This is a genomic window from Streptomyces sp. NPDC033270 (assembly GCF_055576575.1).
The window spans coordinates 137,484-160,184 of record NZ_JBVIRA010000010.1 but is presented as its reverse complement, the minus strand read 5'-3'; the positions used below and the strand labels follow the sequence as shown (position 1 = coordinate 160,184).

The window sequence follows — 22,701 nt, the reverse complement described above, 5'->3', positions numbered from 1 at the left end:
GGGTCCACGGGCCGATGCGCAGGCGTGGTCCTCAGGACGCGTCCGCGCCGTCGCCGTGCGGTGCGGTCGGGGACGTCAGCGACGCCAGGTAGTCGTCGAGGAGCTCCGCCTGGCGCCGGGCCGGGAACGCCGTGGGGTCGAACAGGCTCTGCACCACCAGCCCGAGCACGAAGGCCTGGGCGCCGGCCGCGATGCGCGCCGGGTCCCCGGCCGGCAGTTCGCCCAGCCGCTGGGCCGCGGCGATCAGGTCGCTCAGCCTGGCGCGGCTCTGCGCGTACCTGCGGGCGTGGTCGCCGCTCAGGGCGGAGTCGGCGAGGGCGACATCCCAGGAGGACACCCAGATCCGGTTGGCGTCGGTGGCCTCGGCGGTCAGCGGCAGGATGTCGAGCAGGGCAGCCCGGACGGCGGACAGGCCCGCCCCGGCAGCGCGCCGGGGGCGGGCGGCGCTGCGCTCTTCGAGCAGGTCGAGGGCGTGCGCGACCAGGTCGCGCTTGGCGGGGAAGTAGTGGGTGAGCAGGCCGGTGGTGGCGCCGAGTTCGGCGGCGACGGCGCGCAGGGTCAGCCCGCCGAAGCCGTGCGCGGCCAACACCCGCCAGACCGCCTCGGAGACATCGCGACGACGGGCCTCGTGATCCCCCTTGGTGCGTGGCATGCTGCTAGCCTACATAGTCATAACGCTTGTTACGTGAATGGGGTCACCATGTTCGCCCTCCCGCTGCGGGACAACGCCGGCCTCGAGCCGCTGGAGATATGGCACGCCGAGGAGTTCGCCGACCACCTGGAACGGGCCCGCGAGCACATCCGACCGTGGGTCGGGCCGGCGTTCGTCACCGACGACCTCGACGGAGCGCGGGCCACACTGCGCCGGTACGCCGAACGGCAGGCCGCGGACGGCGCCCGCCTGTACGGCATCCGGCTCGACGGCGCACTGGTCGGCGGCGTGATGTTCACGGACTTCAGCGCCGCCGCGGGCTCGTGCGAGATCGGGTGCTGGCTGGAGCCGGTCGCGGAGGGCCACGGCCTGGTGACCCAGGCGTGCCGCGCCCTGCTGGACTGGGCGTTCACCTGCCGGGGGCTGCACCGCGCCGAGTGGCACTGCCGGTCCGACAACGACCGAAGCGCGGCGGTGGCCAAGCGACTCGGCATGACGCTGGAGGGCGTACGGCGCGAATCCTGGCCCTACGGGGGCGCCCGCCACGACAAGCAGATCTGGGCGATCCTCGCCCGCGAGTGGCGAGCCGAGGAGCAGGCCGGCTGACGAGCGGTCGCGGTACCGAGTCGTCCGCGGGGCCGACCGGCCCGACGCGCACCGGCCGTCCCGGGATCCGGCGTGAGCCCCGGCCGCGCCCGCTACGCCGGCGCGCTGCCGGCCTGCTCGCGCAGCACCAGCCACTCCTGAAGCTCGATCAGGTTCCCTTCCGGGTCCTCCAGGTACGCGACGCGCATCCGGTCGCCCATCGGACCCGGGCCCCGGGTGAACTCCGCTCCGCGCGAGGTGAGCTCGGCGTGAGCGGCGTCCAGGTCTTCCACCCGCAGCACCACCAGCGCGCGATACCCCTCCGGCTTCGCCCCCAACCGCCCCAGCACGCCGGCCATCTGTGCCCGGTCCTGCAGCGCGATCGCGGCGTTTGCGGTGTCGGGGCTGAGCTTGGCGTACGGGCCGCTCTCGGCCTCGAACTGCGGCTTGAGCCCGAGCACATCCCGGTAGAAGCGGTAGACGGCGGGGAAGTCGGACACCAACAGACGTATCTGAGTGAGTTCCATACCCGCCTTTCTAGCCCAGTGCCGGCCCCGGCGCCGACCGATCGCGACTGGCGCTGCTGGTGCCGGATGGGGCCGCGACGCCGCGCGTGGCGGATCTTCCACCGTCCGTACGGGCCGGCGTGCGCCGTACACGGCCTCGCCGCAGTCTGGACGCATGGCCTATCGGTGCGCGACGAAAGGTAAGCAATGAGGTTCGCAGTCATCGGCGGTACCGGTCTGATCGGGTCGCAGGTCGTGAAGAAGCTGAACGCCGCGGGGCACGAGGCCGTGCCGCACTCGCTGTCCACAGGTGTCGACGTGATCACCGGCCAGGGCGTGGCGGAGGCGGTGGCTGGAGCCGACGGCGTCGTCAACCTGACGAACTCCCCGACCTTCGACGACGCCTCTCCCGCCTTCTTCCAGACCTCGATGGACAACCTCGTGGCCGCCGGCCACCAGGGCGGGGTGGGGCACTTCGTCATCCTCTCGATCGTCGGCGCGGACCAGGTGCCCGACCTCGCCTACTACCGTGCCAAGGTCCTGCAGGAAGACATCCTCAAGGCCGGGCCGATCCCGTATTCGATCGTCCGCGCCACCCAGTTCATGGAGTTCGTCGACGCCGTCATGGCCATGTCCACCGAGGGCGACACCGTCCGCCTGCCCCCCACCCCCATCCAGCCGATCGCCGCCCAGGACGTCTCCGACACCGTCGCCGAAGTCGCCGCCGGCACCCCGCTGAACGCAACCCTCAACGTCGGCGGGCCCGACGTCCATCCCCTCGACGAACTCGGCCGGATCACCCTGAACGCCCGACCCGACGGCCGCACGGTCGTCACCGACGACACCGCCGGCATGTTCGCCGCCGTCGACGGCGATGTCCTCACCACCAAGGGCGACGCACGCATCGCCCCCACCCACTACGCCGACTGGCTCACCTGACCCGGCCGACCCGGCACGGGAGACCTCGCCAGGTGCTGTTCGTCAAAGCGCCCTTGCGATCAGGTCGTCGACGGCCTGGATCACCGCGTCCGCCCGCTCCTCGTGCAGCCACCCGTGTCCCGCGTCGTCCAGGACCCGTTGCTCGCCGCGCGGGGACTCGGCGGCCACCTCGGCGTGCAGGGCGCGCTTGCCCTCGTTGATCTCGCGGAGCAGCTCGGCGGGCCACAGATGGGCCTGGGTGGCGTCGTGTCCCATGGCCGTGAGCACGATCAGCGGCACGTCGGGGGTGGCCGGGGCGTGCCGGAACTCGGCAGAGACCTTGTCGTAGAGGTTGTCGTTCTCGCGCGAGCCCGCCCGCCAAGTGGCGAGGTGACGCTCCACCAGGGGCTCGCGCACCGGCTCCGGCCAGGCGGCGAAGTGCTGGAGCAGCTGGGCGCGGGACCGTTCGAGCTGTTCCGGCGTGGGCTCGGCCGACTCCTGGCTCCGCATGTGGTCCAGCATCTCGTCGAGCTTCGCCCGCAACTGCTGGGGCGCGCGGGTCGCCAGGTCCTCGTGGAAGGGGTCGAGCAGGAGCAGGCCGGCTACCTCGTCGGGGAACCGCCTGGCGTAATGGCGCGCGTAGGCCCCGCCCAGGGAGTGGCCGATCAACAGGTAGGGGCCGGGAACGCCGACGGCGTGGAGCAGTTCATGGAGTTCGTCGGTGACTTCGGCCGCGGTGCGGGGCAGCTCGGCGGGGTGGCTCCAGCCGTTGCCTGCGCGGTCGTAGAGGACGCTCGTGGTCAGTGCGGCGACACGGTTGTGGATGTTCAGGTAGTCCAGGCTCATCATCCCCGCCCCTGCCAGGAATACCGCGGTCGGCCCGCCGGTGCCGGAGCGGTGCAGCATCAGGCGACGACCGCCGTCGAGGTCGTGCAGACGTCCCAGGGGAGGTGGCGTACGGGTCATGGGCTGCTCCTATGCGATGCCGGTGCGAGGGGTCTGCCCCTCCACACCTGTTCTCAACTTTGAGAACGGTATCACTCGTGAGATCGTATGCCCATGGACACGGTTGACCTGCTCCTGCACCCCGTACGGCTGCGCATCGTGCACACCATGTCCGGCGGCCGGACGCTGACCACCTCACAGGTGTGCGCGCTGCTGCCCGACGTGTCGAAGGCCACCGTCTACCGGCATGTGGGCCTGCTGGCCGACGGCGGCCTGCTGGAGGTCGAGGGTGAGCAGCGGGTGCGCGGCGCCGTCGAGCGGCGCTACCGGCTCCGGCGTGAGCGGGCGGTGATCGACGCCGCCACCGCCGCTTCGGTCCCGCCCGAGGATCACCGGCGGGTGTTCGCCGTGGCGATGGCGACCCTGCTGGCCGAGTTCAACGCCTACCTCGACCGGCCCGGTGCCGCCCCCGCCGCCGACCTGGTGGGCTACCGCCAGCACGCGATGTGGCTCAGCCGGGACGAACTGGCCGCGCTGATCGACGAGATGCGGGACGTCCTGATGCGCCGGATCGTCAACGAACCCTCGCCCGAGCGCACCCGCTACCTGATCAGCCCCATCCTGTTCCCCGCCGAGGAGCCACCCGCAGCCGGCGGCGAGAAGCCGTGCCCGCGCCCGGCTGACGGGACGTGAGGCCGAGCCCGGGACCCGTGCGCAACGGGTCCCGGGCGTGTCTGGCGCGGGCAGCCGGCCCGGTGGCCCTGCCGTCGCGGCTGCGCGCCCGCGGTCAGCAGGACGTCCCGCGCGCGCAGGCGACAGCGGCGGTCGCCCGGCGCCGGACCGACCGAAGGCGCCGCCGGGCGCACGGGCGGGTGCGGGATACTGCCGTACACAACTGCTGGCAAGGGGGGAGCGGTGCGACCGCTGGCGAAGAAGGATCCGCGGCAGATCGGCCCGTTCCGGATCATCGGGCTGCTCGGCGGGGGCGGCATGGGGCGGGTCTACCTCGGCCGGGCGGCGGACGGGCGGACGGTGGCGGTGAAGACCGCGCGCGCCGAACTCGCCGACGACCAGGGCTTCCGGACGCGATTCGCCCGTGAGGTGGCCGCCGCCCAGCGGGTGGGCGGACAGTTCGTGGCGCCGGTGGTCGACGCCGCGCCGCACGACGACATGCCCTGGATGGCGACCGACTACGTGCCCGGCGTCTCGCTGACCGCCGCCGTGCACGACTGCGGGCCACTGCCCGAGCACACGGTGCGGCTGCTGACCGCCGGTCTGCTGCACGCGCTGACCGCGGTGCACGCGCACGGCCTGGTGCACCGCGACCTCAAGCCGTCGAACATCCTGCTCACCGCGGGCGGCCCGCGCGTCATCGACTTCGGCATCGCGCACTCCGCCGCGGACACCGCCCTGACGACGACCGGCACCGCCCTCGGCACCCCGGGGTTCATGGCCCCCGAGCAACTGGTCATGACCGGGCCCGAGATCACCGGCGCGGCGGATGTGTTCGCGCTCGGCGGGGTGATCGTCTTCGCGGCGACGGGCGGCGGCCCGTACAGGAACGCCGAGCCGCAGATCCTCATGTACCGCACCGTGCACGAGGAGCCGCTGCTGGGCGAACTCCCGGACTTTCTGAGGGAGTTGGCGGGGGACTGCCTGGCGAAGGAACCGGCGCGGCGGCCCGCGCTGCCCGCGCTCATGGCGCGGGTGGGCGCACCGGGCCCGTACGGCGACTGGCTGCCGGAGCCGATCGCCGCACAGCTGCGCCGGCTGTCCGCGCGGCTCGGTGACCCCAGGGCCCGGGACACCCTCGCGCCGCGGCCACCGGCCGAGCAGCCCGCCGGCGTCGCCTTCGACCGGCTGCCGACCCGCACGGCTGCGGACGGCCCGGCGCCCTTGCCGCCCACCCGGCCGGCGCACCAACCGGAGCGGCCCGCGTCCCCGGGGCCGAGCCGGCGCCGGGTGCTCACCGCGCTGTCCGCCGTCGGGGTGGTGGCCGGCGGCGGGGCGCTGGCCTGGACGATGCGGTCGGACGGCGGGGCCGGCGGCAGTACCGGTACCAGCGCCGGGGGCAAGCCCGGCAGCAGCAGGAAGCCCTCCGCCCAGCTGCCGGCGGAGATACGGGCCAAGGGCATCGTCACCATCGGCTCGGACCTCGCCTACCCGCCGATGGAGTTCCTCAGGGACGGCACGCCCGCCGGCCTCGACGTCGACCTCGCCACCGCCCTCGGCCGTGAGCTGGGAGTGCGCTGCAGATTCCACAACTCCGCCTTCGACGCCCTGCTCGCCGGCCTGCAAGGGGGCCGCTTCGACCTGGTCATGTCGGCGATGACCGACACCAAGGACCGCCAGCAGGGGACCGGGGCCGGTGCGAAGACCGGCGGCGTCGACATGATCGACTACTTCAGCTCCGGTGTCGCCGTCGTCGTCCGCAAGGGCAATCCGGAGGGCATCGAGAGGCGCGAGGACCTGGCCGGCAAGACCGTCGCCGTTCAGCGCGGCACGCTGGCCCATGACCTCCTGGGCGAGCTGAACCGGCAGGTCCCCACGAAGGTGCGGATCAGGCCGTTCGACGCACCGGCCGACGTCTACGACGACGTCGCCGAGCGCCGCTCCTCGGCCTGCCTCGACGACTTCCCGGTCGCGGCCCACACCGCGGCGACCCGCTCGAACGGCGGCGCGCTCCAACTCAGCGGCACCCTGCTGGAGCCGTTTCCCCTCGGCATCGCGGTCGCCAAGGCCGACACGGCCCTGCGCGACGCCGTGCGGGCGGCCCTGGACCGCCTCATGGCGAGCGGCGAGTACCGCAAGATCCTCAAGAGGTGGTACGTCGAGGCCGGCGCGATGCAGCGGGCGCTGGTCAACGGCGGCCGGTAGCCGGCGGCGTCACTGCCAGCTGGAGACGGAGACCGACTGCACGGAGCCGCCCGGCCGCAGTGCGCCGACCTGTACCGCGCAGTGCGGTGCCGAGTAGAAGGAGCGGGACCGGTCGCCGTTGTTGTAGATCGACTGCGCGGGCTGGACGGGCGTGGCCGCGCACCCGCGCTGCGCATCCGGCACGGCCCGCATCTCCCCGTGGAAGGCGGGCTCCGGCCAGAAGCAGACCGAGCCCCGCGGGCAGCCGTGCGGGTCCGACACCTCGCCGGTCCCCGCGTGCGCCGGGACGGTGGCGGCCAGGGCGAGAGCGGCCGCGGCGGCCAGGGAACCGAGTGCCGCGGTGACGTGCTTGTGGCGCATGGGATCTCCCGTGACAGTCGAAACGTGATCCGCACGGGGCGCCCACCTGGGCCTGCGCCGGATGTGCGGGCGGGCTTGGCCTGGTCACACTCACCGGTCCGAGGAACCTTGACCAGGCCAAGGCCGTACGGACGAGTGTGTGGCAACAGCCCGCGCCACGTACGGCGTTCGAGTCGCTGTCACGCTTCCGGGCAGCCTTGTACGAGTGTCCTCGCGCGTGAGGCGACGCGTTGTTCGACTGTGCGATGCGCTGTGGTGCCGAGGCGGGCACGGCGGTGTCCCGGCCCCGGCCGCCCACTCCGTTCGATGCTCAGCGCGGAGTGATGGCGATGCCTTCGGGCTCGTGCCCGGTGGGCAGGGTGGAGCGGAGCCGCCGGGCGAAGGGATCGATGACCGACACGGTGTCGGACTGCTCGTTGGTCACCCACACCCGCCGGCCGTCCGGGGTGACGGCGACCCCCTGCGGCTGCACGCCGACGTGGACGTGGCCGACGATGTGACGGGAGGGGATGTCGATGATCAGCAGGCAGTCCCGGGCCGAATCGGCGACGTACAGGCGCCTGCCGTCGGGGCTGACCGCGTTTCCGAGTGGCGCCCGGCCCCCCGGCAGCGTGGCGACCACGGTGTCGCTGTGGGGGTCGATGACCGACACCGTGCCGGAGCCGGTGTTGGAGACGAACACCCGGTTGCCGGAGGGCGAGGAACTGATCCCGCTGGGGAAGTCCCCCACATGGATCTCCCGGATCGCGTGCGAGCCCGGGTCGAGCACGGTCACCTCGCCGCCGCCGTTGTCGGTCACATAGGCGCGTCCGTCCGGAATCGTGGTGATGCTGTGCGGCAGCGGCCCCACCGGCACGGTGGCGACCACATGGCGGGCCCGTACGTTGATGACCGAGACCGTGTCCGAGCCGAAATTGGCCACCAGCACACGGTGGCCGTCGCGGGACGGCATCGCCGCGAAGGGCCGGCGCCCCACATGCACGGTGGCGATGACGAGCCGGGAGGCGGTGCCGATGAAGGAGACGGTGTTCGAACGGCTGTTGGCGACATAGACCACCTCGCCGTCCGGCGCCGCACCCACTCCGGTAGGACCGTGGCCCACCTGGACGTCGCCGACCCGGCGGTCCAGACGGGTGTCGTACGTCGAAACGGTCGCCGAGCCGCTGTTGGCCACGTAGGCGCTGACGCGCACGGGGTAGCGGGCGGCGGAGTGCCGGGGCGGGGGGTTCGGTGGTGTGCCGGCCGCGGCCAGCGCGCAGAGCAGCAGCACGGTGGTGGCCGAGCTCCACCACAGGCGACGGCGGCGGGACGGTGGCGGAAGGTTGGGATGGTGCGTGTCGGGTGCTTTGCCGGGCGGGGCGCTGGTAAGAGGGAAGCGGTGCATGGCTCTCCTGGAACAATAGTGATCATTACGGCTCCACAAGACCAGGGATCCCGGGCCACCGCCCTCGGCCATGCCCCAGGGGAGTGAACCGCCACCGACTCGTTGTGCGGTGCACGCGGTCTGCCGTCGCCCGGTTGGCCGAACGGACGGATCGCCGATCCGTCCGTGCGGAGGCCGGCCGGGTCCGGCCCGGTCGGCGGCGCCCGCCTTTGGCCACCCGCCGGGCGGCCCGCGCGAGACCGCCCGCACGGTGCCCGCCGCACCGGCCGGGCCGGCCGACCGCCATACTGCGTGCGTTCTTTCCGACGCCCGAAGGGAACCGCACGTCGTGCCCTCTCCTGCCGAACTCACCCTCACCCGCACCTCGGTGGCGATCGTCGGTGCCGGTCCCGCCGGCCTGGTCGTCGCGAATCTGCTGCGCGCCGCCGGTGTGGACTGCGTGGTACTGGAGGCGGAGAGCCGGGAGTTCATCGAGCGGCGGCCGCGTGCCGGGTTCATCGAGGAGTGGGCGGTGCGCGCGCTGGCCCGGCACGGGCTGGCCGACCGGCTGCTCGAACGGGCCGAGACCCAGGCGGAGTTCGAGTTCCGGTTCGACGGCGAGCGGCACACGGTCCGCACGGCGGAGCTGTCGGGGCGGCGCCACTTCGTCTATCCCCAGCCGCTGCTGGTCACCGACCTGGTCGCGTCGTACGTGGACACCGCGGGCGGCGACGCCCGCTTCGGCGTACGCGAGGTGCGGCTGCACGACCTGACCGGCGAGCGGCCCGCCGTGTCGTACACCGATCCGGCGACCGGCGCCCGGCACCGGGTCGAGTGCGAGTTCATCGCGGGCTGCGACGGCGCGCGCGGGGTGACCCGGGCCGCGATACCCGCCGACCGGGCGGCCCTGACCCGCTACGACCACGGCGTCGCCTGGCTCGCCCTGCTCGCCGAGGCCCCGCCCTCCGCCCAGGGCGTGGTCTTCGGCATCCACGAGCGCGGATTCGGCGCCCATATGGCCCGCAGCCCCCAGATCACCCGTTACTACCTCCAGGTCGCCCCCGGCGAGGACGCCCGCAACTGGCCGCACGACCGGGTGTGGGACGAACTGCGGCTGCGCCTCGCCGCGGCCGGGGCCCCGTCGCTGAACGAGGGGCCCCTGCTCGAAAGGGTGGTTCTGGACATGCACAACTACGTACTGGAGCCGATGGCGTACGGCCGTCTGTACCTGGCGGGCGACTCGGCGCACCTGGTCGCCCCGATCGCCGCGAAGGGCATGAACCTCGCGATCAATGACGCGCTGCTGCTCGCCGATGCGCTGATCGCGCACCGCGGGGGCGACGACAGCGGCCTGGACGCCTACTCGACGGCGTGTCTGCGCCGGGTCTGGCAGTACCTGGAGTTCTCGCAGTGGCTGTCCGAGACGCTGCACGGCGCCTCCTCCGGCGACCGGTTCCGGGCGGGCACGGCGTCGGCCCGGCTGCGTCGGCTGCTGGGCTGCGAGTCCGCGGCCCAGGCGTTCGCCGGGCTGTACATCGGGGAGGAGGCCGATCTGTGAGACGGGGCGGGAAGCCGCCGGGAGGTGGTAGAACCTTCGCGAAACCTAGTGTTGAGGTACAGAGAAGGGAGACGTCATGTCCTCGAAGCGCCGTCGCAAGAAGAGGGCCCGCCGCAAGGGCGGAGCCAACCACGGCAAGCGGCCGCAGTGCTGATCTGAGGGCCACACCCGGTCCCCGGCCCAAGGGGCACCCCGTGTGCCCCTTGGGTATGGCCCTGTATGACCTGGTTGACGGCGGATGGACCCGGGTGTCCTATCATCGATCGATGATCTTCATCGTCGTCAAGTTTCCCGTAAAGCCCGAGCACGCCGAAGAGTGGCCCCGGCACGTCGAAGCCTTCACCGCCGCCACCCGCGCCGAACCGGGCAACCTGTGGTTCGAGTGGTCCCGCAGCATCGAGGACCCCCACACCTACGTCCTGGTCGAGGCGTTCAAGGACGACGCCGCCGAAGCGCACGTCAACTCCGACCACTTCCGCGCCGGCCTGGAGACCATGCGTCCCCTGCTGCGGCGCACGCCCGACATCGTCAGCACCACCATCGAGGGCGCGGACGGCTGGAGCGCGATGGGCGAGATCACCATCGACTAGGGCGATGTGCGACGACTGGCGTCCATGCCCCCTCGGACAGGCCCTAGCCGACCAGGTGGCCGACGAACCAGTCCCTGGCGAGATCGGCGACCTGGTCGAGGGCGCCGTGCTCCTCGAAGAGGTGGGTGGCGCCGGGGACGATCTCCAGCTGGGTTTCGCAGCGCAGCGCCGCCTCGGCCTCGCGGTTGAGGTCGAGGACCAGGGGGTCGTTGCCGCCCACGATGAGGAGCGTCGGGGCCCGTACGCCGGCGAGCAGCGGCCCGGCGAGGTCGGGGCGGCCGCCGCGGGAGACCACGGCGCCGATGTCCGCGTTGGGGGAGGCGGCGGCCCGCAGCGCCGCCGCGGCGCCGGTGCTCGCGCCGAAGTAGCCGATCGGGACGGCGGCCCGGCCGCGCAGCCAGTCGGTGGCGTCGGTCAGCCGCTCGGCCAGCGTCTCGATGTCGAAGACGTTCGCCCGGTTGGCCTCCTCCGCCGGTGTGAGCAGGTCGAAGAGCAGGGTCCCCAGGCCCGCCCGGTTCAGGGCCGTGGCGACCAGGCGGTTGCGCGGGCTGTGGCGGCTGCTGCCCGAGCCGTGGGCGAACATCACGATCGCCTTGGCACCGGCGGGCAGGTTGAGGTCACCGGTCAGCCGGACACCGGCGGCGTCGATCGCCACCTCCTCCGCCACGTCCGCACCGCCCTCCGCATCGGCCAGCGGATCGCTGTCCGCGGCCGTGCCCTCCCCCTGCGCGGCCCGCTCCAGCAGGGACACCACCTCGTCGTCAGGGGTCTGGGAGAAGTCCCGGTACCACTCGCCGACGGCGGCGAAGCCGAACGGGGTGGACAGGCAGACGAATTCATCGGCCTTGCTGCGGAGCCGATCGGCCGCGTCCGGAGGCGCGACCGGTACGGCCAGCACCACACGGGTCGCGCCCTGCGCCCGTACCACCTCGCACGCGGCGGCCGCCGTGGCACCGGTGGCGATCCCGTCGTCCACCACGATCGCCGTCCGCCCCTCCAGATGCAGTCGGGGCCGGCCGGCGCGGAACCTGTGCGCCTGCCGTAGGAGTTCCGCCTCCTCGGCCTTCTCGACAGAGTCCACATCCGACTGGTCGAGCCGGCCGCGGCGGACGATGTCGTCGCTGATCACCCGGACGCCGCCCTCCCCGATGGCGCCGAACCCCAGCTCGCGCTGGTAGGGGACCCCCAGCTTGCGGACCACGATCACATCGAGCGGCGCCTTGAGCGCCCGCGCCACCTGGAAGGCCACCGGGACCCCGCCGCGGGGCAGGCCCAGGACGACGGGCTCCGCACCCTCCAGGTGCCGTAGCGCTTCGGCGAGGCGCTGCCCCGCATCCGTACGGTCGGTGAACAGCACAGTGTGCACCCCCTACCCAGGGGAGACGGAAGCCACGTCCACACCTCACCTCCGAACTACCGCAGATGCCGGTGCTCCGCAAGTCGGGAGGCCGGTGCCGTGCGGCCGTGGGCCCGGACCGGGCGGGGCGTGGTTACCGTCGGCGTATGGCAGGAATCGGAGCGGTTCTGATCGACATCGACGGCGTGCTCACGGTGTCCTGGAAGGCGCTGCCCGGCGCCGTCGAGGCCATGGACCGGCTGCGCGCCGCGGGCGTTCCGCTCGCCCTGGTCACCAACACCACCTCACGCACCCGCGCCGAGATCGCCCAAAGGCTCGCCGCGGAGGGCTTCGCGGTCGACGCCGACGACATCCTCACCGCCCCCGCCGTGACCGCCGCCTACCTGCGCGCACACCATCCGGGTGCGCGCTGTCTGCTGCTCAGCAGCGGCGAGGTGGGGGACGACCTGGAGGGCGTGGAGATCTGGACGGGCGGCGGCGCCAAGGGGGGCCGGGACGGGCCGGACGTGGTGGTGCTCGGCGGGGCGGGCGAGGAGTTCGACTACCCGGCGCTCAACGCCGTCTTCGGGTACCTGCGGCGCGGTGCCCGGCTGGTCGCCATGCACCGGAACCTGTACTGGCGGACGGCGGGCGGGCTCGACCTCGACACGGGGGCGTTCCTGCTGGGCCTGGAGCGGGCCTCCGGGGTCGAGGCGGTGGTCACCGGCAAACCGGCCGCGGAGTTCTTCGCCGCCGCGCTGGCGCATCTCGACGTCCCCGCCTCGGCGGCGCTGATGGTGGGCGACGACATCGAGTCGGACGTGCTGGCGGCCCAGCGCTGCGGGATCACCGGCGTCCTGGTCAGGACCGGAAAGTATCTGCCGGACACGCACCGGGCGGCCCGCGGCACCCCGGACCACGTCCTCGACTCGTTCGCCGACCTGCCGGACCTGCCCGGGCTGCTCGGACGGTGACCGCGGGTGACGCTACGGGGTGCCGGGCGTGCTGAGCAGCGTCGCGATGTCCGCGGCCTGCCAGCGGCCGGACGCTCCGGGGCAGCCCGCCAGATACTCCGCGGTCCTGAGCGGGCTCCACCCATGGGAGTCGATGATGCCGGCCGCGATGTGCTCCAGGTAGGCCGCGGAGGGCGCATTCAGGTTCACGGCGATGTCGTCGCTGCTCCACGGGGCAGTGAGGGTCAGTACCGGCAAGCCGTCCAGCGCTCCGGCGCACACCAGGGTCTCGTACCGGCCGGGGCCGATTTCGGCCCGGCCGTGGGCGAGCACATCGGTCAGATCGAGCTCGTCGCCCGGCTCGCGGTCCATCTCCTGGGCGGCGAGGTCGGAGAACTGGGAGACCGTCAGAAGGTAGGCCCGCCCCGGGAGTTCGGCGGGAGCCTGCCGATCCGGTGCGTAGTCGGGGTCGTAGAAGGCCCGGCCCCCGGTCCACAGCGTCGATTCGGTGGCGAAGTACATCCGGCCCGGCAGCATGACCGGCGTGGTGTCCGCGGGCGGGCGGGGGTCCCGGCAGCCGGGGTGGCTGCGCAGCCCGCCGGGGGGCCGGCCGCCGGCGAGGTAGTACGTCAGCCGGTCGAGGTGCATGTTGGAGCCGTACGCGGCGTACCAGAGCCGACGGCCGGGGCGCCGGCCGTCGGCGGGATGCGGGGCTTCGGGTCGTCGGGGCCGGATCACGTCCTCACGTTACGCGGCCACGTCCGGCCCGCCGGGCAGCCGCTCCGCGGCAGGGGCGGGTCCGGGCCGCCGACCCGCCCCTGCCGGACGCGGGCCGGGCGGGCGGGGACGGCACCGCGGAGGCACCATGGCCCTATGCTGCTGGCCGAGCTCGCGCGGGTGTCGGGGGCGGTCGCCGCGACATCGGCGCGCTCACGGAAGATCGCGCTGCTGGCCGGGCTGTTCCGGGCCGCCGCCCCCGAGGACGCCCCCGTGGTCATCCCGTATCTGGCCGGGCGGCTGCCCCAGGGGCGGATCGGGGTCGGCTGGAGCGTGCTGCGCGAGCCGGTCGCGGCGGCGGAAACCGCCACCCTGACGGTGGGCGAGGTGGACGCGGCGCTGACCGGCCTGGCCGGCGTCTCGGGGGCCGGGGCGCAGCAGGAGCGGCGCACACGGGTGCGGGCGCTGCTGGCCGCGGCGACCGCCGAGGAGCAGCGGTTCCTGGTGGGACTGCTCACCGGCGAGGTGCGCCAGGGCGCGCTGGACGCCCTCGCGGTCGAAGGGCTCGCCGCGGCGAGCGACGTGCCCGCGGCGGAGGTGCGCCGGGCCGTGATGCTGGCGGGATCGCTGCCGGATGTCGCGTCGGCGCTGCTCGCCCAGGGGCCGCCGGCGCTCGCACAGTTCCGCCTCACCGTCGGCCGGCCCGTCGGGCCGATGCTCGCGCACAGCGCCAAGTCGGTGGCCGAGGCGATCGACCGGCTCGGCGCCTGTGCCGTGGAGGAGAAGCTCGACGGCATCCGCGTACAGGTGCACCGGGACGGGCCCGACGTCACGATCCACACCCGCACGCTGGACGAGGTCACCGCCCGTTTGCCCGAGGTCGTCGCGGTCGCCCGGGCGCTGCCGGCCGAGCGGTTCATCCTGGACGGCGAGGTGATCGCCCTGGACGGCGCGGGCCGGCCGGTGCCGTTCCAGCGGGTCGCGGGCCGCTTCGGCTCGCGGGTCGACGTCGCCGCCGCGCAGGCCGCGCTGCCGCTGTCCCCGGTCTTCTTCGACGTGCTGTCGCTCGACGGCCGCGATCTGCTGGAACTGCCCGGCGCACAGCGGCACCGCGAACTGGCCGGGCTGGTCCCCGAGCATGTGCGGGTGCGCCGCTGCGTGGTGGCGGACCCGGCCGACGCCGCGGCGCGGGCGGCGGCCGAGGAGTTCTGGTCCCGGACGCTGCGCCGGGGCCATGAGGGCGTGGTGGTCAAGGCCCTCGACGCCCCGTACAGCGCCGGCCGCCGGGGCGCCGCATGGCTGAAGGTGAAGCCCGTACACACCCTCGACCTGGTGGTGCTCGCGGCGGAGTGGGGCCACGGCCGGCGCACCGGGAAGCTGTCCAACCTCCACCTCGGCGCGCGCGGGCCGGACGGCGGATTCGTCATGCTGGGCAAGACCTTCAAGGGGCTCACCGACGCCACCCTCGACTGGCAGACCGAGCGGCTGCGGGCGCTCGCGGTGGCGGACGACGGCCACGTCGTGACGGTGCGTCCGGAACTCGTCGTGGAGATCGCCTACGACGGGCTGCAGACCTCGTCGCGCTACCCGGCGGGGGTGACCCTGCGCTTCGCGCGGGTGGTGCGCTACCGGGAGGACAAGACGGCGGCGGAGGCGGACACGGTGCGGACCGTGCTCGCCGCACATGATGCCGACGGGGGAGCGTAGGGCCGTGGCGGGCAGGCGGAGTGCCGGGCTGCTGCTGTACCGCGGCGGCGGCCAGGGCACCGAGGTCCTGCTGGCGCACATGGGCGGTCCGCTGTGGGCCCGGCGGGACGCGGGCGCCTGGTCGGTGCCCAAGGGGGAGTACCTGCCGCCGGAGGAGGCGCTGGACGCGGCGCGGCGGGAGTTCGAGGAGGAGCTGGGGATGCCGCCGCCCGACGGGCGGTACGTGCCCCTGGGGGACGCCCGCCAGTCGGGCGGCAAGGTGGTGACCGTCTGGGCCGTCCACAGCGATCTCGATCCGGAGCGGATCGTGCCCGGCACCTTCGCCATGGAATGGCCGCGCGGCTCCGGGGTGATCCGCAGCTTTCCCGAGATCGACCGGGTGGCGTGGTTCCGGCCGGAGGAGGCCGGGGAACGGCTGGTCAAGGGCCAGCGGGTGTTCCTGGAGCGGCTGGCGGAGCGGCTCTCGAGCCGGGGAACGGCCCCATGACGGCCGGGCCGCCCCAGGCCTTGACCCATCGGACAGGCCCTACGGCAGCACCTGGATCTTCCGCCCTTCGCCCGCCTGGAACCGGCCCAGCCCCTCCGCGTAGTCGTCCAGCGGCAGCCGGTCGCTGATGAACACCTCCGGATCGAGGACACCGGCCGCGAAGAGCCCGGCGGCGCGTTCGTAGCTGTGCAGGACGGCCATCGAGCCGGTGATGGTGATCTCCTGGTGGTAGATGCGGTACGGCTCGATGGTGGCGCGCGCGGCGTAGTCGGCGACGCCGAACTGGAGGAAGGTGCCGCCCCTGCCGACCCGGCCCAGCGCGTCCTGGATGGCGCGCTCGTTGCCGGTGGCGTCGATGACCACGTCCCAGCCGCGCGGGCGGTCCAGCTCGTCGGCGGAGCCGGCCGCGTTGCTGCAGCCCAGGGTGCGGGCGGTGGCCAGCCGGTGGGGGTTGATGTCGACGACGTCGACGCCGGCCGCGCCGGTGCGCTTGGCCAGCTCCAGCATCATCAGGCCCATCGTGCCCGAGCCGTAGATCAGGACGTGGGTGCCCAACTGCTGGGAGCGCAGGATGTCGTAGCCGCGTACGGCGCAGGACAGCGGCTCGATCAGGGCCGCGTCCTCGGTGCGTACGTGGTCGGGCAGCTTGACGCAGTTCGCGACGGGGGCGACGGCGAACTCCGCGGCACCGCCGGCGGTGGTCACCCCGATCGCGGACCAGCGCTCACAGAGGTTGTTGCGGCCGATGCGGCAGTAGTGGCATTCGTGGCAGTAGAGGGAGGGATCGACGGCCACCCGGTCGCCCTCGGTGAGTTCGGTGACGGCACGGCCGGTGGCGACGACCGTACCGGCGAACTCGTGCCCGGGAACCACCGGCAGGGTGGGCGCGAACTCGCCCTGGAGGATGTGCAGATCGGTGCCGCACAGCCCGCAGGCGGCGACCGCGACCACGACCTCGCGGGGGCCGGGGGAGGGGTCCGGCACGGTGGCGACCTCGACCTTGCCGGGGGCGCTGATCACTGCGGCTTTCATTTCACGGCTCCGAGGGAGAGTCCCTGGACGAGTTTGTCCTGGGCGGCGAACCCGGCGAGGAGCACCGGGAGGGAGATGACGGTGGCGGCGGCGCAGACCTTGGCCAGGAACAGGCCCTGGCTGGTGACGAAGCCGGTCAGGAACACCGGGGAGGTGCCGGCCACGATCCCGGTCAGGACCCGGGCGAAGAGCAGTTCGTTCCAGCTGAAGATGAAGGAGATCAGGGCGGTCGCGGCGATGCCCGGCATGGCGACGGGGGCGACGATCCGCAGCAGGGTGGTATGGAGTCCGGCGCCGTCGATCGATGCGGCCTCCAGCATCTCGACCGGGACCTCGGCCAGGAAGGAGCGCATCATCCACACCGCGATCGGCAGGTTCATCGAGGTGTAGAGGATGACCAGCAGCCAGATGTTGTCGAGCATCCCGGTGTTCTGCGCGACGAGGTAGATCGGCAGCAGTCCGGCGACCAGCGGCAGCATCTTGGTGGAGAGGAAGAAGAACATCACATCGCTCCACTTGCGCACCGGCTTGATCGACAGCGCGTACGCGGCGGGTACGGCCAGCGCCAGTACCAGCAGTGTGGAGACGACCGACGCGGTCAGGGAGTTGATCAGCGGCGGCCAGGGGCTGACGCCGGTGCCCGCTCCGAAGAACTCGCGGTAGCCGTGCAGGGTGAGCGAGGCACCCACGCTCGGCGGATTGCTCGCCGCATCCGTCTCGCTGTGGAAGGACGTCAGCACCATCCAGGCGACGGGCAGGAAGAAGGCGATCCCGCAGAGCCAGGCCGCCAGGCCCAGCAGGCTGCCGGTGCGCCGCCGGCGCCGGGTCGCGGGCGCGCCCGCGGGGCGCCGGGTGAGCAGTGCGCTGGTCATCGGGAGACCTCCTCGCGCAGCAGGGACGAGACGGTGCGCAGCGCGAAGGTCGCCACCAGCAGCGAACACAGCACGACGACGACGCCTTGCGCGGAGGCCCGTCCGTAGTCGTGGGCCTGGTAGAAGGTCTGGTAGATGGTGTAGGGGAGGTTGGCCGTGCCCAGGCCACCCGACGTGATGGTGAACACCGCGTCGAAGTTCTGGACGACGTAGACGGTGCCCAGCAGCGCGGCCAGTTCGAGGTAGCGGCGCAGATGCGGCAGCGTCAGATAGCGGAAGATGTCGAAGGCGGAGGCGCCGTCCATCCGGGCCGCCTCGATCGCGTCCGTCGCCCGGCTCTGCAGACCGGCCAGCAGGATCAGCATCATGAACGGCGTCCACTGCCAGATCAGCGACACCTCCACCGCGGCCAGCGGCGAGTCGGTCATCCAGTCCGGCTGCGGCGGGTGGTCGCTGCCGAACAGGCCCCATATCCACGTCAGTGCGCCGTTGAGGAGCCCGTACGAGGCGTTGAACAGGGCGTGCTTCCACAGCAGCGCGGAGGCGACGGGCACCACCAGGAACGGGGTGATGAGCAGGGTGCGCACGATGCCGCGGCCGCGGAAGCTCCGGTCCAGCAGCAGCGCGAGGCCCAGCCCCAGCAGCAGGCTGACCAGCACCACGGTCACCGTCAGCACCACCGTCGTGATGACCGAGGAGCGCATCGCGGGGTCGGTGAAGACGGCCACGTAGTTGTCGAAGGCGGCGAAGCCGCGGTTGTCCGGGGCCAGCGCGTTCCACCGGGTGAAGGAGATCACCACGGTGGCCACGAACGGCAGTTGGGTCACGACGATCAGGAAGACCAGCGCGGGCAGCAGCGGAGCCCGCCGGGCCCAGTCCCTGGCCCGCTGCGCCCGCCGGGCACGGGCCGTCCGTCTGCCGGACGCCGGGACGGTGTCCTGGCCGTGGGGGACGCGCCGGGTCCGCTCAGCGGCTGTGGTAGGCATCCGCCACCTCCTGCGCCAGCCGCTGGCTCTTCTCCAGGGCCTGGGAAACGCTCTGCTTGCCGGCGATCGCCGAGCTCACTTCCTGGGAGACCTTGGTGCCCAGGTCGGCGAACTCGGGAACGCCGACGAACTGGATACCGGGGGCCGGCCGCGGCTGCACACCCGGGTCGTCGGGCCGGGCCGAGCTGATCGCGTCCTTGGTCGCCTCGGCGAACGCTCCGGACGCCCGGACGTACTGCGGGTCCTGGTAGGTGGACGCCCGCTTGCCCGCGGGCACGTTGGCCCAGCCCAGCTTGCGGCCCACCAGCTGCTCGTACTCCTTGCCGGAGGCCCAGCGGATGAACTTCCAGGCCGCGTCCTGGTTCCTACTGGCCTTCTGCACACCCCACGCCCAGGTGTACAGCCAGCCGGAGCTGGGCGTCTGGTCGACCGGCGCCGGTGCGTAGCCGACCTTCCCGGCGACCTTGGAGCCGGTGCCCTCCAGGGAGCCGGCGCCGGCGGTCGCGTCGTACCACATGGCGACCTTGCCCTGCTGCATGTCGTTGAGGCACTCGGTGTAGCCGGCCTGCGGCGCGCCCGCCTCTCCGTGCTTGCGGACCAGATCGACGTAGAACTGGGTCGCCTTGGTGAACTCCGGGCTGTCGAGCCGCGCCTTCCAGTCCTTGGTGAACCAGGTGCCGCCGAAGGTGTTGACGACCGTGGACAACGGGGCGATCACCTGGCCCCAGCCGGGCTGGCCGCGCAGGCAGATGCCCTTCATGTCCTTGCGGAAGCCGTCCAGCTTGGCGGCCATGGCGGCGACCTGCTGCCAGGTCGGCCGCTTGGGCATGGACAGCCCGGCCTCCTTGAACAGGTCCTTGCGGTACATCAGGAACGACGACTCGCCGTAGAAGGGCTGCGCGTACATCTGGCCGTCGACGGCGGTGAGGGACTTGCGGAGCGGCGCGAGGATGTCCTTCTGGTCGAACTCCGGGTCCTTGGCGGCCCGGTCGCCGAGCGGGGCGAGCCATCCGTTGAGGGCGTACATCGGCGTCTCGTAGTTGCTGAGACTGGCCACGTCGTACTGCCCGGCCTGGCTGGAGAAGTCCTGGCTCATCTTGTCGCGCAGGTCGTCCTCCGGCAGCACGGTGTAGTTCACCTTGATGCCGGTCTTCTTGGTGAAGTGCTCGGCGGTGAGCTTCTGCAGATCCACCATCTGCGGGTTGTTGACCATCAGGACGTTGAGGGTGTCGGAACCGCCCTTGCCCGTGGCGCCGAAGCCGCCGGAGCAACCGGCGGTGGACAGCGTCAGGGCCAGGGCGACCGAGGTCAGCCCTACGGCGCGGCAGGTACGGCTGAGCAGGGGGGATCGTGCTCTCACGGCTCTTGCCTTTCTGGGGACGTACGGGGGACGTCTGGGTGCCCGCGGGCACGATGGGGAGACCGTCCGGCGGCCGGGGCGGCCGTCGGCGGGACTGTGGGGTGTGCGTACGGGCCGGTTCGTCCGGGCGGCCCCGCCCGGTCAGACCCGGAGCACCTGCGGCCCGAGGAGGGAGTAGCGGTGGGCCTCCGGCGCGGACAGGCCCGCGTCGGTGACGATCGCGTCGAAGTCGCCGACGTCGGCGAACCGGCAGAAGCTGCTGGCGCCGAACTTGCTGTGCACCGCGACCAGCACCCGCCGCCGCGAGGAGCGCACGGCCTGCTCCTTCACCTCGGCGACCGCCAGGTCGGGGGTGGTCAGACCGTGCTCCCGGGAGACGCCGTTGGCTCCGATGAAGGCCAGGTCGATCACGAATCGGGCGAGCATGTCCCGGGCCCAGGACCCCACCGTCGCCTGCGTACCGGAGCGGACCCGCCCGCCGGCCAGCAGGACGGTGGTCGACTCGGACGCCGCGACCAGCGACGCGGTCCGCAGCGACGCGGTGATCACGGTGAGCGGACGGTCGGTGGGCAGCAGCACGGCGACCAGCTCCGGCGTGTAGCCCTCGTCGACGAACACCGTCTCGGCCTCGCCGACCAGCGTCGCCGCGGCCGCGGCGATCCGGCGCTTCTCCGCCACCAGCTGCGTCTCCCGCCGGGCCAGCGTGGTCTCGAAGCCCGCGCTCTCGACCGGATAGGCCGCGCCGTGCGTGCGGCGGATCAGGCCGCGGCGCTCCAGCTCGCTCAGGTCCCGCCGTACGGTCTCGCGGGCCACCCCGAACTCGGCTGCGGCATCGGCGACCTCGACCCGGCCGGACTGCCGGGCGAGCGCGAGGATGCGGTGCTGGCGTTCCTCGGCCCTCATGGCTCACTCCTGCCCGATTTCTGGCTGATTCCGGCTTCCGTTCGGTCACGGGACTGCCCGTTTCCGTCCGCATCAGGTTTATAGCAAGCAGCCACCTGCGCAGAGCTGCCCGTCACCACGGAAAACCTGCCCGTTTCTGCCTGCTTTCTGACCGTGCCCCCCGTGCCCACCGCCCGGCCGCGTGCCCGTACGGGCCTGGTGGCGGGCCCGTCGTCCACACCGGCCACCCCCGCGCCCACCGGCCGCGACCGGCCGACGCCCGACGGCCGGCCGACCGTCGGGGTGGTGCCCCCGCCCCTGGCGCTTAGGGTGGACGCCATGAGCTCGGAGATGCGGTCGTTGGCGGTCACTGCGATCGTGGAGGCGGAGGAGTGCGCGGTACTGCGGGTCAGCGGAGAGCTGGACCTCCGCACCGAGCAGGCCTTTCTCTCCGAGGCGCGGTCCGTGGTCTCGGCCGGCCACCGCTTCCTGGTACTCGATCTGACCGCCCTGCGCTTCTGCGACTCGCGGGGGCTGAGCTGTCTGCTCGCCCTGGAATGGCTGTGCCGGCGGCTGGAGGGGCGGCTGCTGCTGGCGTCGCTCGGCGTACGGATGCTGCGGCTGCTGATCGGCACCCAGTCCCTCAATGTCTTCTCCTGCTACCCCACGGTCGGTCATGCGCTGGCCGCCGTCCCCGACGGCAGCCGCCCGGTGTGGCCGCCCGCTTCACCTGACCCGTCCGTGTGAAGCGGCGGTGCGCGCCGCTGACGGTCGGGAGGCCGGGCAGCGCATCCCCAGCCACGCGCCGTCGAACCGGGCGAAGGTGATCTTCCGGTACGGGCCGGATTCGTACAGCAGCCCGAAGGTGCCGTCCCGCAGCCGGGTCAGCGTCGAGTAGGCCGCCGCGCCCGGCGCGACGGTCCGGGCGATCGGCCAGCTCCGCCCGTCGTCGCAGGACGCCCGCACGGTCAGGTTTTCGCGCGCGCCGGTGCTCGCCGTGTTGCTGAACAGCAGCCAGTGGGCGCGCGGCTGACGGGCCGGCGCCCACGGGTCGTAGCGCAGGATCGAGGCGTTGTTCGCCGGATCGATCAGCTCGTCGTCCGCGGCCGGGGCGCTGTAGGTCAGCCCGCCGTCCCACGAGTGGGCGACCAGCCGCCTTCTGACGCCGTTGGTACGGCTGTTGAGCATGATGCGGCCATCGGCCAGCTCGACGGTCTTGTTCTCGTCCATCCGCGGGCCCACCGGCTCGCCCATGCGCCAGCTCGCGCCGTGGTCGTCGCTGTACGCGCTGGCCGCCCACATGCTGCCGTCCGCCTTGCGGAACGCGTACTGCTGCAGCAGCCGCCCCCCGGAGAGCTGGCTGCCGGCCCCGGAGGAGGCGAAGATGCCACGCCAGGACGGGTCCTTGAGGTCGCGGGTCAGCCGCCGGGTGCGCCAGCTGCGGCCGCCGTCGTCGGAGTAGCTGTAGTCGGTGTGCAGCACACGGGTGCTGTCGTGGGCGTTGCCGGCCCCCGCGTTGCCGAAGCCGACGCCCTTGGGCGCGTATGCGTGGAAGAGGAAGACCCGGCCGGTCTGCCGGTCGACGAGCAGGCTCGGGTCGCCCGCGCCCACCCCGCCGTCGTAGTCCACCACCCCCCTGGGGGCGCTCCAGGTGCGTCCGTTGTCGGTGCTCCGCCGCACCATCACGTCCACGTTCCCGGGCAGATCGGCCCCGCTGTCGTTGCGCCGGTCGTAGGCCGCGAGGAGGGTGCCGTCCGGCAGGGTGGCCAGCGCCGGAATGCGGTAGGTGTGCGCGCCCTGTCCGGACCGCGCCAGATCGGTGGTCTCGTACAGGGCGGGCCGGGCGGCCGTGCGGTGCGGCTCGGCGGCGGGTGCCCAGGGGGCGGTCGGCAGGCCGGTGCCGAGGGCGAGCAGCGCGGCCGGCGCGAGCAGACGGGCGGCTTTCACCGGTACCTCCAGGGCCGGACGCGGTGGGGCCGCTCCAGCGTGCGGGAGGCCGCCGGACCGGGCGCGCC

At 72.9% G+C, this 22,701-nt stretch carries 24 protein-coding genes; 11 read left to right on the top strand and 13 right to left on the bottom strand.

Annotated features, from left to right (window positions below):
- Nucleotides 1–31: 31 nt before the first annotated feature.
- Nucleotides 32–652 carry a TetR/AcrR family transcriptional regulator gene (locus tag ACZ5XZ_RS16710; protein ID WP_468978455.1) on the bottom strand — a complete coding sequence of 207 codons (621 nt, stop codon included), beginning with the start codon at nt 650–652 and terminating at the stop codon, nt 32–34.
- 48 nt (nt 653–700) lie between these two features.
- Between ACZ5XZ_RS16710 and ACZ5XZ_RS16705 the strand changes: the two genes are divergently transcribed.
- Nucleotides 701–1,258, top strand: coding sequence for a GNAT family N-acetyltransferase (locus ACZ5XZ_RS16705; RefSeq protein WP_468978618.1), 558 nt, complete (start codon nt 701–703; stop codon nt 1,256–1,258).
- A gap of 92 nt (nt 1,259–1,350) precedes the next feature.
- Here ACZ5XZ_RS16705 and ACZ5XZ_RS16700 read toward each other — a convergent pair whose 3' ends face one another.
- Nucleotides 1,351–1,764, bottom strand: a complete 414-nt coding sequence (locus ACZ5XZ_RS16700; protein WP_468978453.1) for a VOC family protein — start codon at nt 1,762–1,764, stop codon at nt 1,351–1,353.
- A 186-nt stretch (nt 1,765–1,950) separates the two neighbouring features.
- Here ACZ5XZ_RS16700 and ACZ5XZ_RS16695 point away from each other — a divergent pair, with 186 nt between their 5' ends.
- Entirely contained in the window at nt 1,951–2,682 is a 732-nt protein-coding gene (locus ACZ5XZ_RS16695; RefSeq protein ID WP_468978452.1) for an SDR family oxidoreductase, read from the top strand.
- Between the two features lie 42 nt (nt 2,683–2,724).
- On the opposite strand, the gene ACZ5XZ_RS16690 is transcribed toward ACZ5XZ_RS16695, so the two are convergent.
- On the bottom strand, nt 2,725–3,627 hold the full coding sequence (locus ACZ5XZ_RS16690) for an alpha/beta fold hydrolase (RefSeq protein WP_468978451.1): 903 nt from the start codon (nt 3,625–3,627) through the stop codon (nt 2,725–2,727).
- Nucleotides 3,628–3,720: 93 nt separating this feature from the next.
- Here ACZ5XZ_RS16690 and ACZ5XZ_RS16685 point away from each other — a divergent pair, with 93 nt between their 5' ends.
- Nucleotides 3,721–4,299, top strand: coding sequence for a helix-turn-helix domain-containing protein (locus ACZ5XZ_RS16685; RefSeq protein ID WP_468978449.1), 579 nt, complete (start codon nt 3,721–3,723; stop codon nt 4,297–4,299).
- A gap of 222 nt (nt 4,300–4,521) precedes the next feature.
- On the top strand, nt 4,522–6,483 hold the full coding sequence (locus tag ACZ5XZ_RS16680) for a bifunctional serine/threonine-protein kinase/transporter substrate-binding domain-containing protein (RefSeq protein WP_468978447.1): 1,962 nt from the start codon (nt 4,522–4,524) through the stop codon (nt 6,481–6,483).
- Nucleotides 6,484–6,492: 9 nt separating this feature from the next.
- On the opposite strand, the gene ACZ5XZ_RS16675 is transcribed toward ACZ5XZ_RS16680, so the two are convergent.
- Nucleotides 6,493–6,843 carry a peptidase inhibitor family I36 protein gene (locus ACZ5XZ_RS16675; RefSeq protein WP_468978445.1) on the bottom strand — a complete coding sequence of 117 codons (351 nt, stop codon included), beginning with the start codon at nt 6,841–6,843 and terminating at the stop codon, nt 6,493–6,495.
- Nucleotides 6,844–7,153: 310 nt separating this feature from the next.
- The gene (locus ACZ5XZ_RS16670) at nt 7,154–8,227 is read right to left on the bottom strand and encodes a beta-propeller fold lactonase family protein (protein ID WP_468978444.1); all 1,074 of its coding nucleotides are present in this window, start codon (nt 8,225–8,227) and stop codon (nt 7,154–7,156) included.
- A gap of 328 nt (nt 8,228–8,555) precedes the next feature.
- On the opposite strand from ACZ5XZ_RS16670, the gene ACZ5XZ_RS16665 reads away from it, so the two are divergent.
- The 3 genes from ACZ5XZ_RS16665 to ACZ5XZ_RS16655 all read left to right on the top strand — a co-directional run bounded on the left by ACZ5XZ_RS16665 (nt 8,556) and on the right by ACZ5XZ_RS16655 (nt 10,354).
- Nucleotides 8,556–9,764, top strand: coding sequence for a 4-hydroxybenzoate 3-monooxygenase (locus tag ACZ5XZ_RS16665; protein WP_468978443.1), 1,209 nt, complete (start codon nt 8,556–8,558; stop codon nt 9,762–9,764).
- 76 nt (nt 9,765–9,840) lie between these two features.
- Nucleotides 9,841–9,918 carry a 50S ribosomal protein bL37 gene (locus tag ACZ5XZ_RS16660; protein WP_384428599.1) on the top strand — a complete coding sequence of 26 codons (78 nt, stop codon included), beginning with the start codon at nt 9,841–9,843 and terminating at the stop codon, nt 9,916–9,918.
- A 112-nt stretch (nt 9,919–10,030) separates the two neighbouring features.
- The gene (locus ACZ5XZ_RS16655; protein ID WP_384428509.1) at nt 10,031–10,354 is read left to right on the top strand and encodes a putative quinol monooxygenase; all 324 of its coding nucleotides are present in this window, start codon (nt 10,031–10,033) and stop codon (nt 10,352–10,354) included.
- 43 nt (nt 10,355–10,397) lie between these two features.
- Here the strand turns inward: ACZ5XZ_RS16655 and ACZ5XZ_RS16650 are convergent, their stop codons facing one another.
- Nucleotides 10,398–11,711, bottom strand: a complete 1,314-nt coding sequence (locus tag ACZ5XZ_RS16650; protein WP_468978441.1) for a phosphoribosyltransferase family protein — start codon at nt 11,709–11,711, stop codon at nt 10,398–10,400.
- 146 nt (nt 11,712–11,857) lie between these two features.
- Here ACZ5XZ_RS16650 and ACZ5XZ_RS16645 point away from each other — a divergent pair, with 146 nt between their 5' ends.
- Entirely contained in the window at nt 11,858–12,664 is an 807-nt protein-coding gene (locus ACZ5XZ_RS16645) for an HAD-IIA family hydrolase (protein ID WP_468978439.1), read from the top strand.
- A gap of 12 nt (nt 12,665–12,676) precedes the next feature.
- Here ACZ5XZ_RS16645 and ACZ5XZ_RS16640 read toward each other — a convergent pair whose 3' ends face one another.
- A complete protein-coding gene (locus tag ACZ5XZ_RS16640) occupies nt 12,677–13,381 on the bottom strand; it encodes a histone deacetylase (protein ID WP_468978437.1) in 705 nt (234 codons plus the stop codon).
- Nucleotides 13,382–13,516: 135 nt separating this feature from the next.
- On the opposite strand from ACZ5XZ_RS16640, the gene ACZ5XZ_RS16635 reads away from it, so the two are divergent.
- Both ACZ5XZ_RS16635 and ACZ5XZ_RS16630 read left to right on the top strand, forming a co-directional pair.
- Nucleotides 13,517–15,067, top strand: a complete 1,551-nt coding sequence (locus ACZ5XZ_RS16635; protein WP_468978435.1) for an ATP-dependent DNA ligase — start codon at nt 13,517–13,519, stop codon at nt 15,065–15,067.
- Nucleotides 15,068–15,071: 4 nt separating this feature from the next.
- Nucleotides 15,072–15,554: an NUDIX hydrolase gene (locus ACZ5XZ_RS16630; RefSeq protein WP_468978433.1), complete on the top strand. Its 483-nt coding sequence runs from the start codon at nt 15,072–15,074 to the stop codon at nt 15,552–15,554.
- 39 nt (nt 15,555–15,593) lie between these two features.
- Here ACZ5XZ_RS16630 and ACZ5XZ_RS16625 read toward each other — a convergent pair whose 3' ends face one another.
- The 5 genes from ACZ5XZ_RS16625 to ACZ5XZ_RS16605 all read right to left on the bottom strand — a co-directional run bounded on the left by ACZ5XZ_RS16625 (nt 15,594) and on the right by ACZ5XZ_RS16605 (nt 20,707).
- The gene (locus ACZ5XZ_RS16625; protein ID WP_468978430.1) at nt 15,594–16,586 is read right to left on the bottom strand and encodes a zinc-dependent alcohol dehydrogenase family protein; all 993 of its coding nucleotides are present in this window, start codon (nt 16,584–16,586) and stop codon (nt 15,594–15,596) included.
- On the bottom strand, nt 16,583–17,458 hold the full coding sequence (locus tag ACZ5XZ_RS16620; RefSeq protein ID WP_468978428.1) for a carbohydrate ABC transporter permease: 876 nt from the start codon (nt 17,456–17,458) through the stop codon (nt 16,583–16,585). Before ACZ5XZ_RS16620 ends, ACZ5XZ_RS16625 begins: the two co-directional genes overlap by 4 nt.
- Complete coding sequence (locus tag ACZ5XZ_RS16615; RefSeq protein ID WP_468978426.1) at nt 17,455–18,444, bottom strand: carbohydrate ABC transporter permease; 990 nt, start codon at nt 18,442–18,444, stop codon at nt 17,455–17,457. Before ACZ5XZ_RS16615 ends, ACZ5XZ_RS16620 begins: the two co-directional genes overlap by 4 nt.
- A complete protein-coding gene (locus ACZ5XZ_RS16610) occupies nt 18,425–19,786 on the bottom strand; it encodes an ABC transporter substrate-binding protein (protein WP_468978616.1) in 1,362 nt (453 codons plus the stop codon). The genes ACZ5XZ_RS16615 and ACZ5XZ_RS16610 overlap by 20 nt, the downstream gene beginning before the upstream one ends.
- 159 nt (nt 19,787–19,945) lie before the next feature.
- Nucleotides 19,946–20,707 (bottom strand): DeoR/GlpR family DNA-binding transcription regulator, encoded by a 762-nt coding sequence (locus tag ACZ5XZ_RS16605; RefSeq protein WP_468978424.1) that lies wholly within the window; start codon nt 20,705–20,707, stop codon nt 19,946–19,948.
- A gap of 162 nt (nt 20,708–20,869) precedes the next feature.
- On the opposite strand from ACZ5XZ_RS16605, the gene ACZ5XZ_RS16600 reads away from it, so the two are divergent.
- On the top strand, nt 20,870–21,433 hold the full coding sequence (locus tag ACZ5XZ_RS16600; protein WP_468978422.1) for an STAS domain-containing protein: 564 nt from the start codon (nt 20,870–20,872) through the stop codon (nt 21,431–21,433).
- Here ACZ5XZ_RS16600 and ACZ5XZ_RS16595 read toward each other — a convergent pair.
- The gene (locus ACZ5XZ_RS16595; RefSeq protein WP_468978420.1) at nt 21,413–22,633 is read right to left on the bottom strand and encodes a sialidase family protein; all 1,221 of its coding nucleotides are present in this window, start codon (nt 22,631–22,633) and stop codon (nt 21,413–21,415) included. The two genes, ACZ5XZ_RS16600 and ACZ5XZ_RS16595, sit on opposite strands and share 21 nt — an antisense overlap.
- Between the last annotated feature and the right edge of the window lie 68 nt (nt 22,634–22,701).

Coding starts and splice junctions, on each gene's coding strand:
- ACZ5XZ_RS16675 (WP_468978445.1), bottom strand. CDS start 6,843: ATGCGCCACAAGCACGTCACCGCGGCACTCGGTTCCCTGGCCGCCGCG.
- ACZ5XZ_RS16620 (WP_468978428.1), bottom strand. CDS start 17,458: ATGACCAGCGCACTGCTCACCCGGCGCCCCGCGGGCGCGCCCGCGACC.
- ACZ5XZ_RS16695 (WP_468978452.1), top strand. CDS start 1,951: ATGAGGTTCGCAGTCATCGGCGGTACCGGTCTGATCGGGTCGCAGGTC.
- ACZ5XZ_RS16690 (WP_468978451.1), bottom strand. CDS start 3,627: ATGACCCGTACGCCACCTCCCCTGGGACGTCTGCACGACCTCGACGGC.
- ACZ5XZ_RS16655 (WP_384428509.1), top strand. CDS start 10,031: ATGATCTTCATCGTCGTCAAGTTTCCCGTAAAGCCCGAGCACGCCGAA.
- ACZ5XZ_RS16685 (WP_468978449.1), top strand. CDS start 3,721: ATGGACACGGTTGACCTGCTCCTGCACCCCGTACGGCTGCGCATCGTG.
- ACZ5XZ_RS16705 (WP_468978618.1), top strand. CDS start 701: ATGTTCGCCCTCCCGCTGCGGGACAACGCCGGCCTCGAGCCGCTGGAG.
- ACZ5XZ_RS16660 (WP_384428599.1), top strand. CDS start 9,841: ATGTCCTCGAAGCGCCGTCGCAAGAAGAGGGCCCGCCGCAAGGGCGGA.
- ACZ5XZ_RS16615 (WP_468978426.1), bottom strand. CDS start 18,444: ATGCCTACCACAGCCGCTGAGCGGACCCGGCGCGTCCCCCACGGCCAG.
- ACZ5XZ_RS16645 (WP_468978439.1), top strand. CDS start 11,858: ATGGCAGGAATCGGAGCGGTTCTGATCGACATCGACGGCGTGCTCACG.
- ACZ5XZ_RS16700 (WP_468978453.1), bottom strand. CDS start 1,764: ATGGAACTCACTCAGATACGTCTGTTGGTGTCCGACTTCCCCGCCGTC.
- ACZ5XZ_RS16605 (WP_468978424.1), bottom strand. CDS start 20,707: ATGAGGGCCGAGGAACGCCAGCACCGCATCCTCGCGCTCGCCCGGCAG.
- ACZ5XZ_RS16625 (WP_468978430.1), bottom strand. CDS start 16,586: ATGAAAGCCGCAGTGATCAGCGCCCCCGGCAAGGTCGAGGTCGCCACC.
- ACZ5XZ_RS16710 (WP_468978455.1), bottom strand. CDS start 652: ATGCCACGCACCAAGGGGGATCACGAGGCCCGTCGTCGCGATGTCTCC.
- ACZ5XZ_RS16670 (WP_468978444.1), bottom strand. CDS start 8,227: ATGCACCGCTTCCCTCTTACCAGCGCCCCGCCCGGCAAAGCACCCGAC.
- ACZ5XZ_RS16635 (WP_468978435.1), top strand. CDS start 13,517: ATGCTGCTGGCCGAGCTCGCGCGGGTGTCGGGGGCGGTCGCCGCGACA.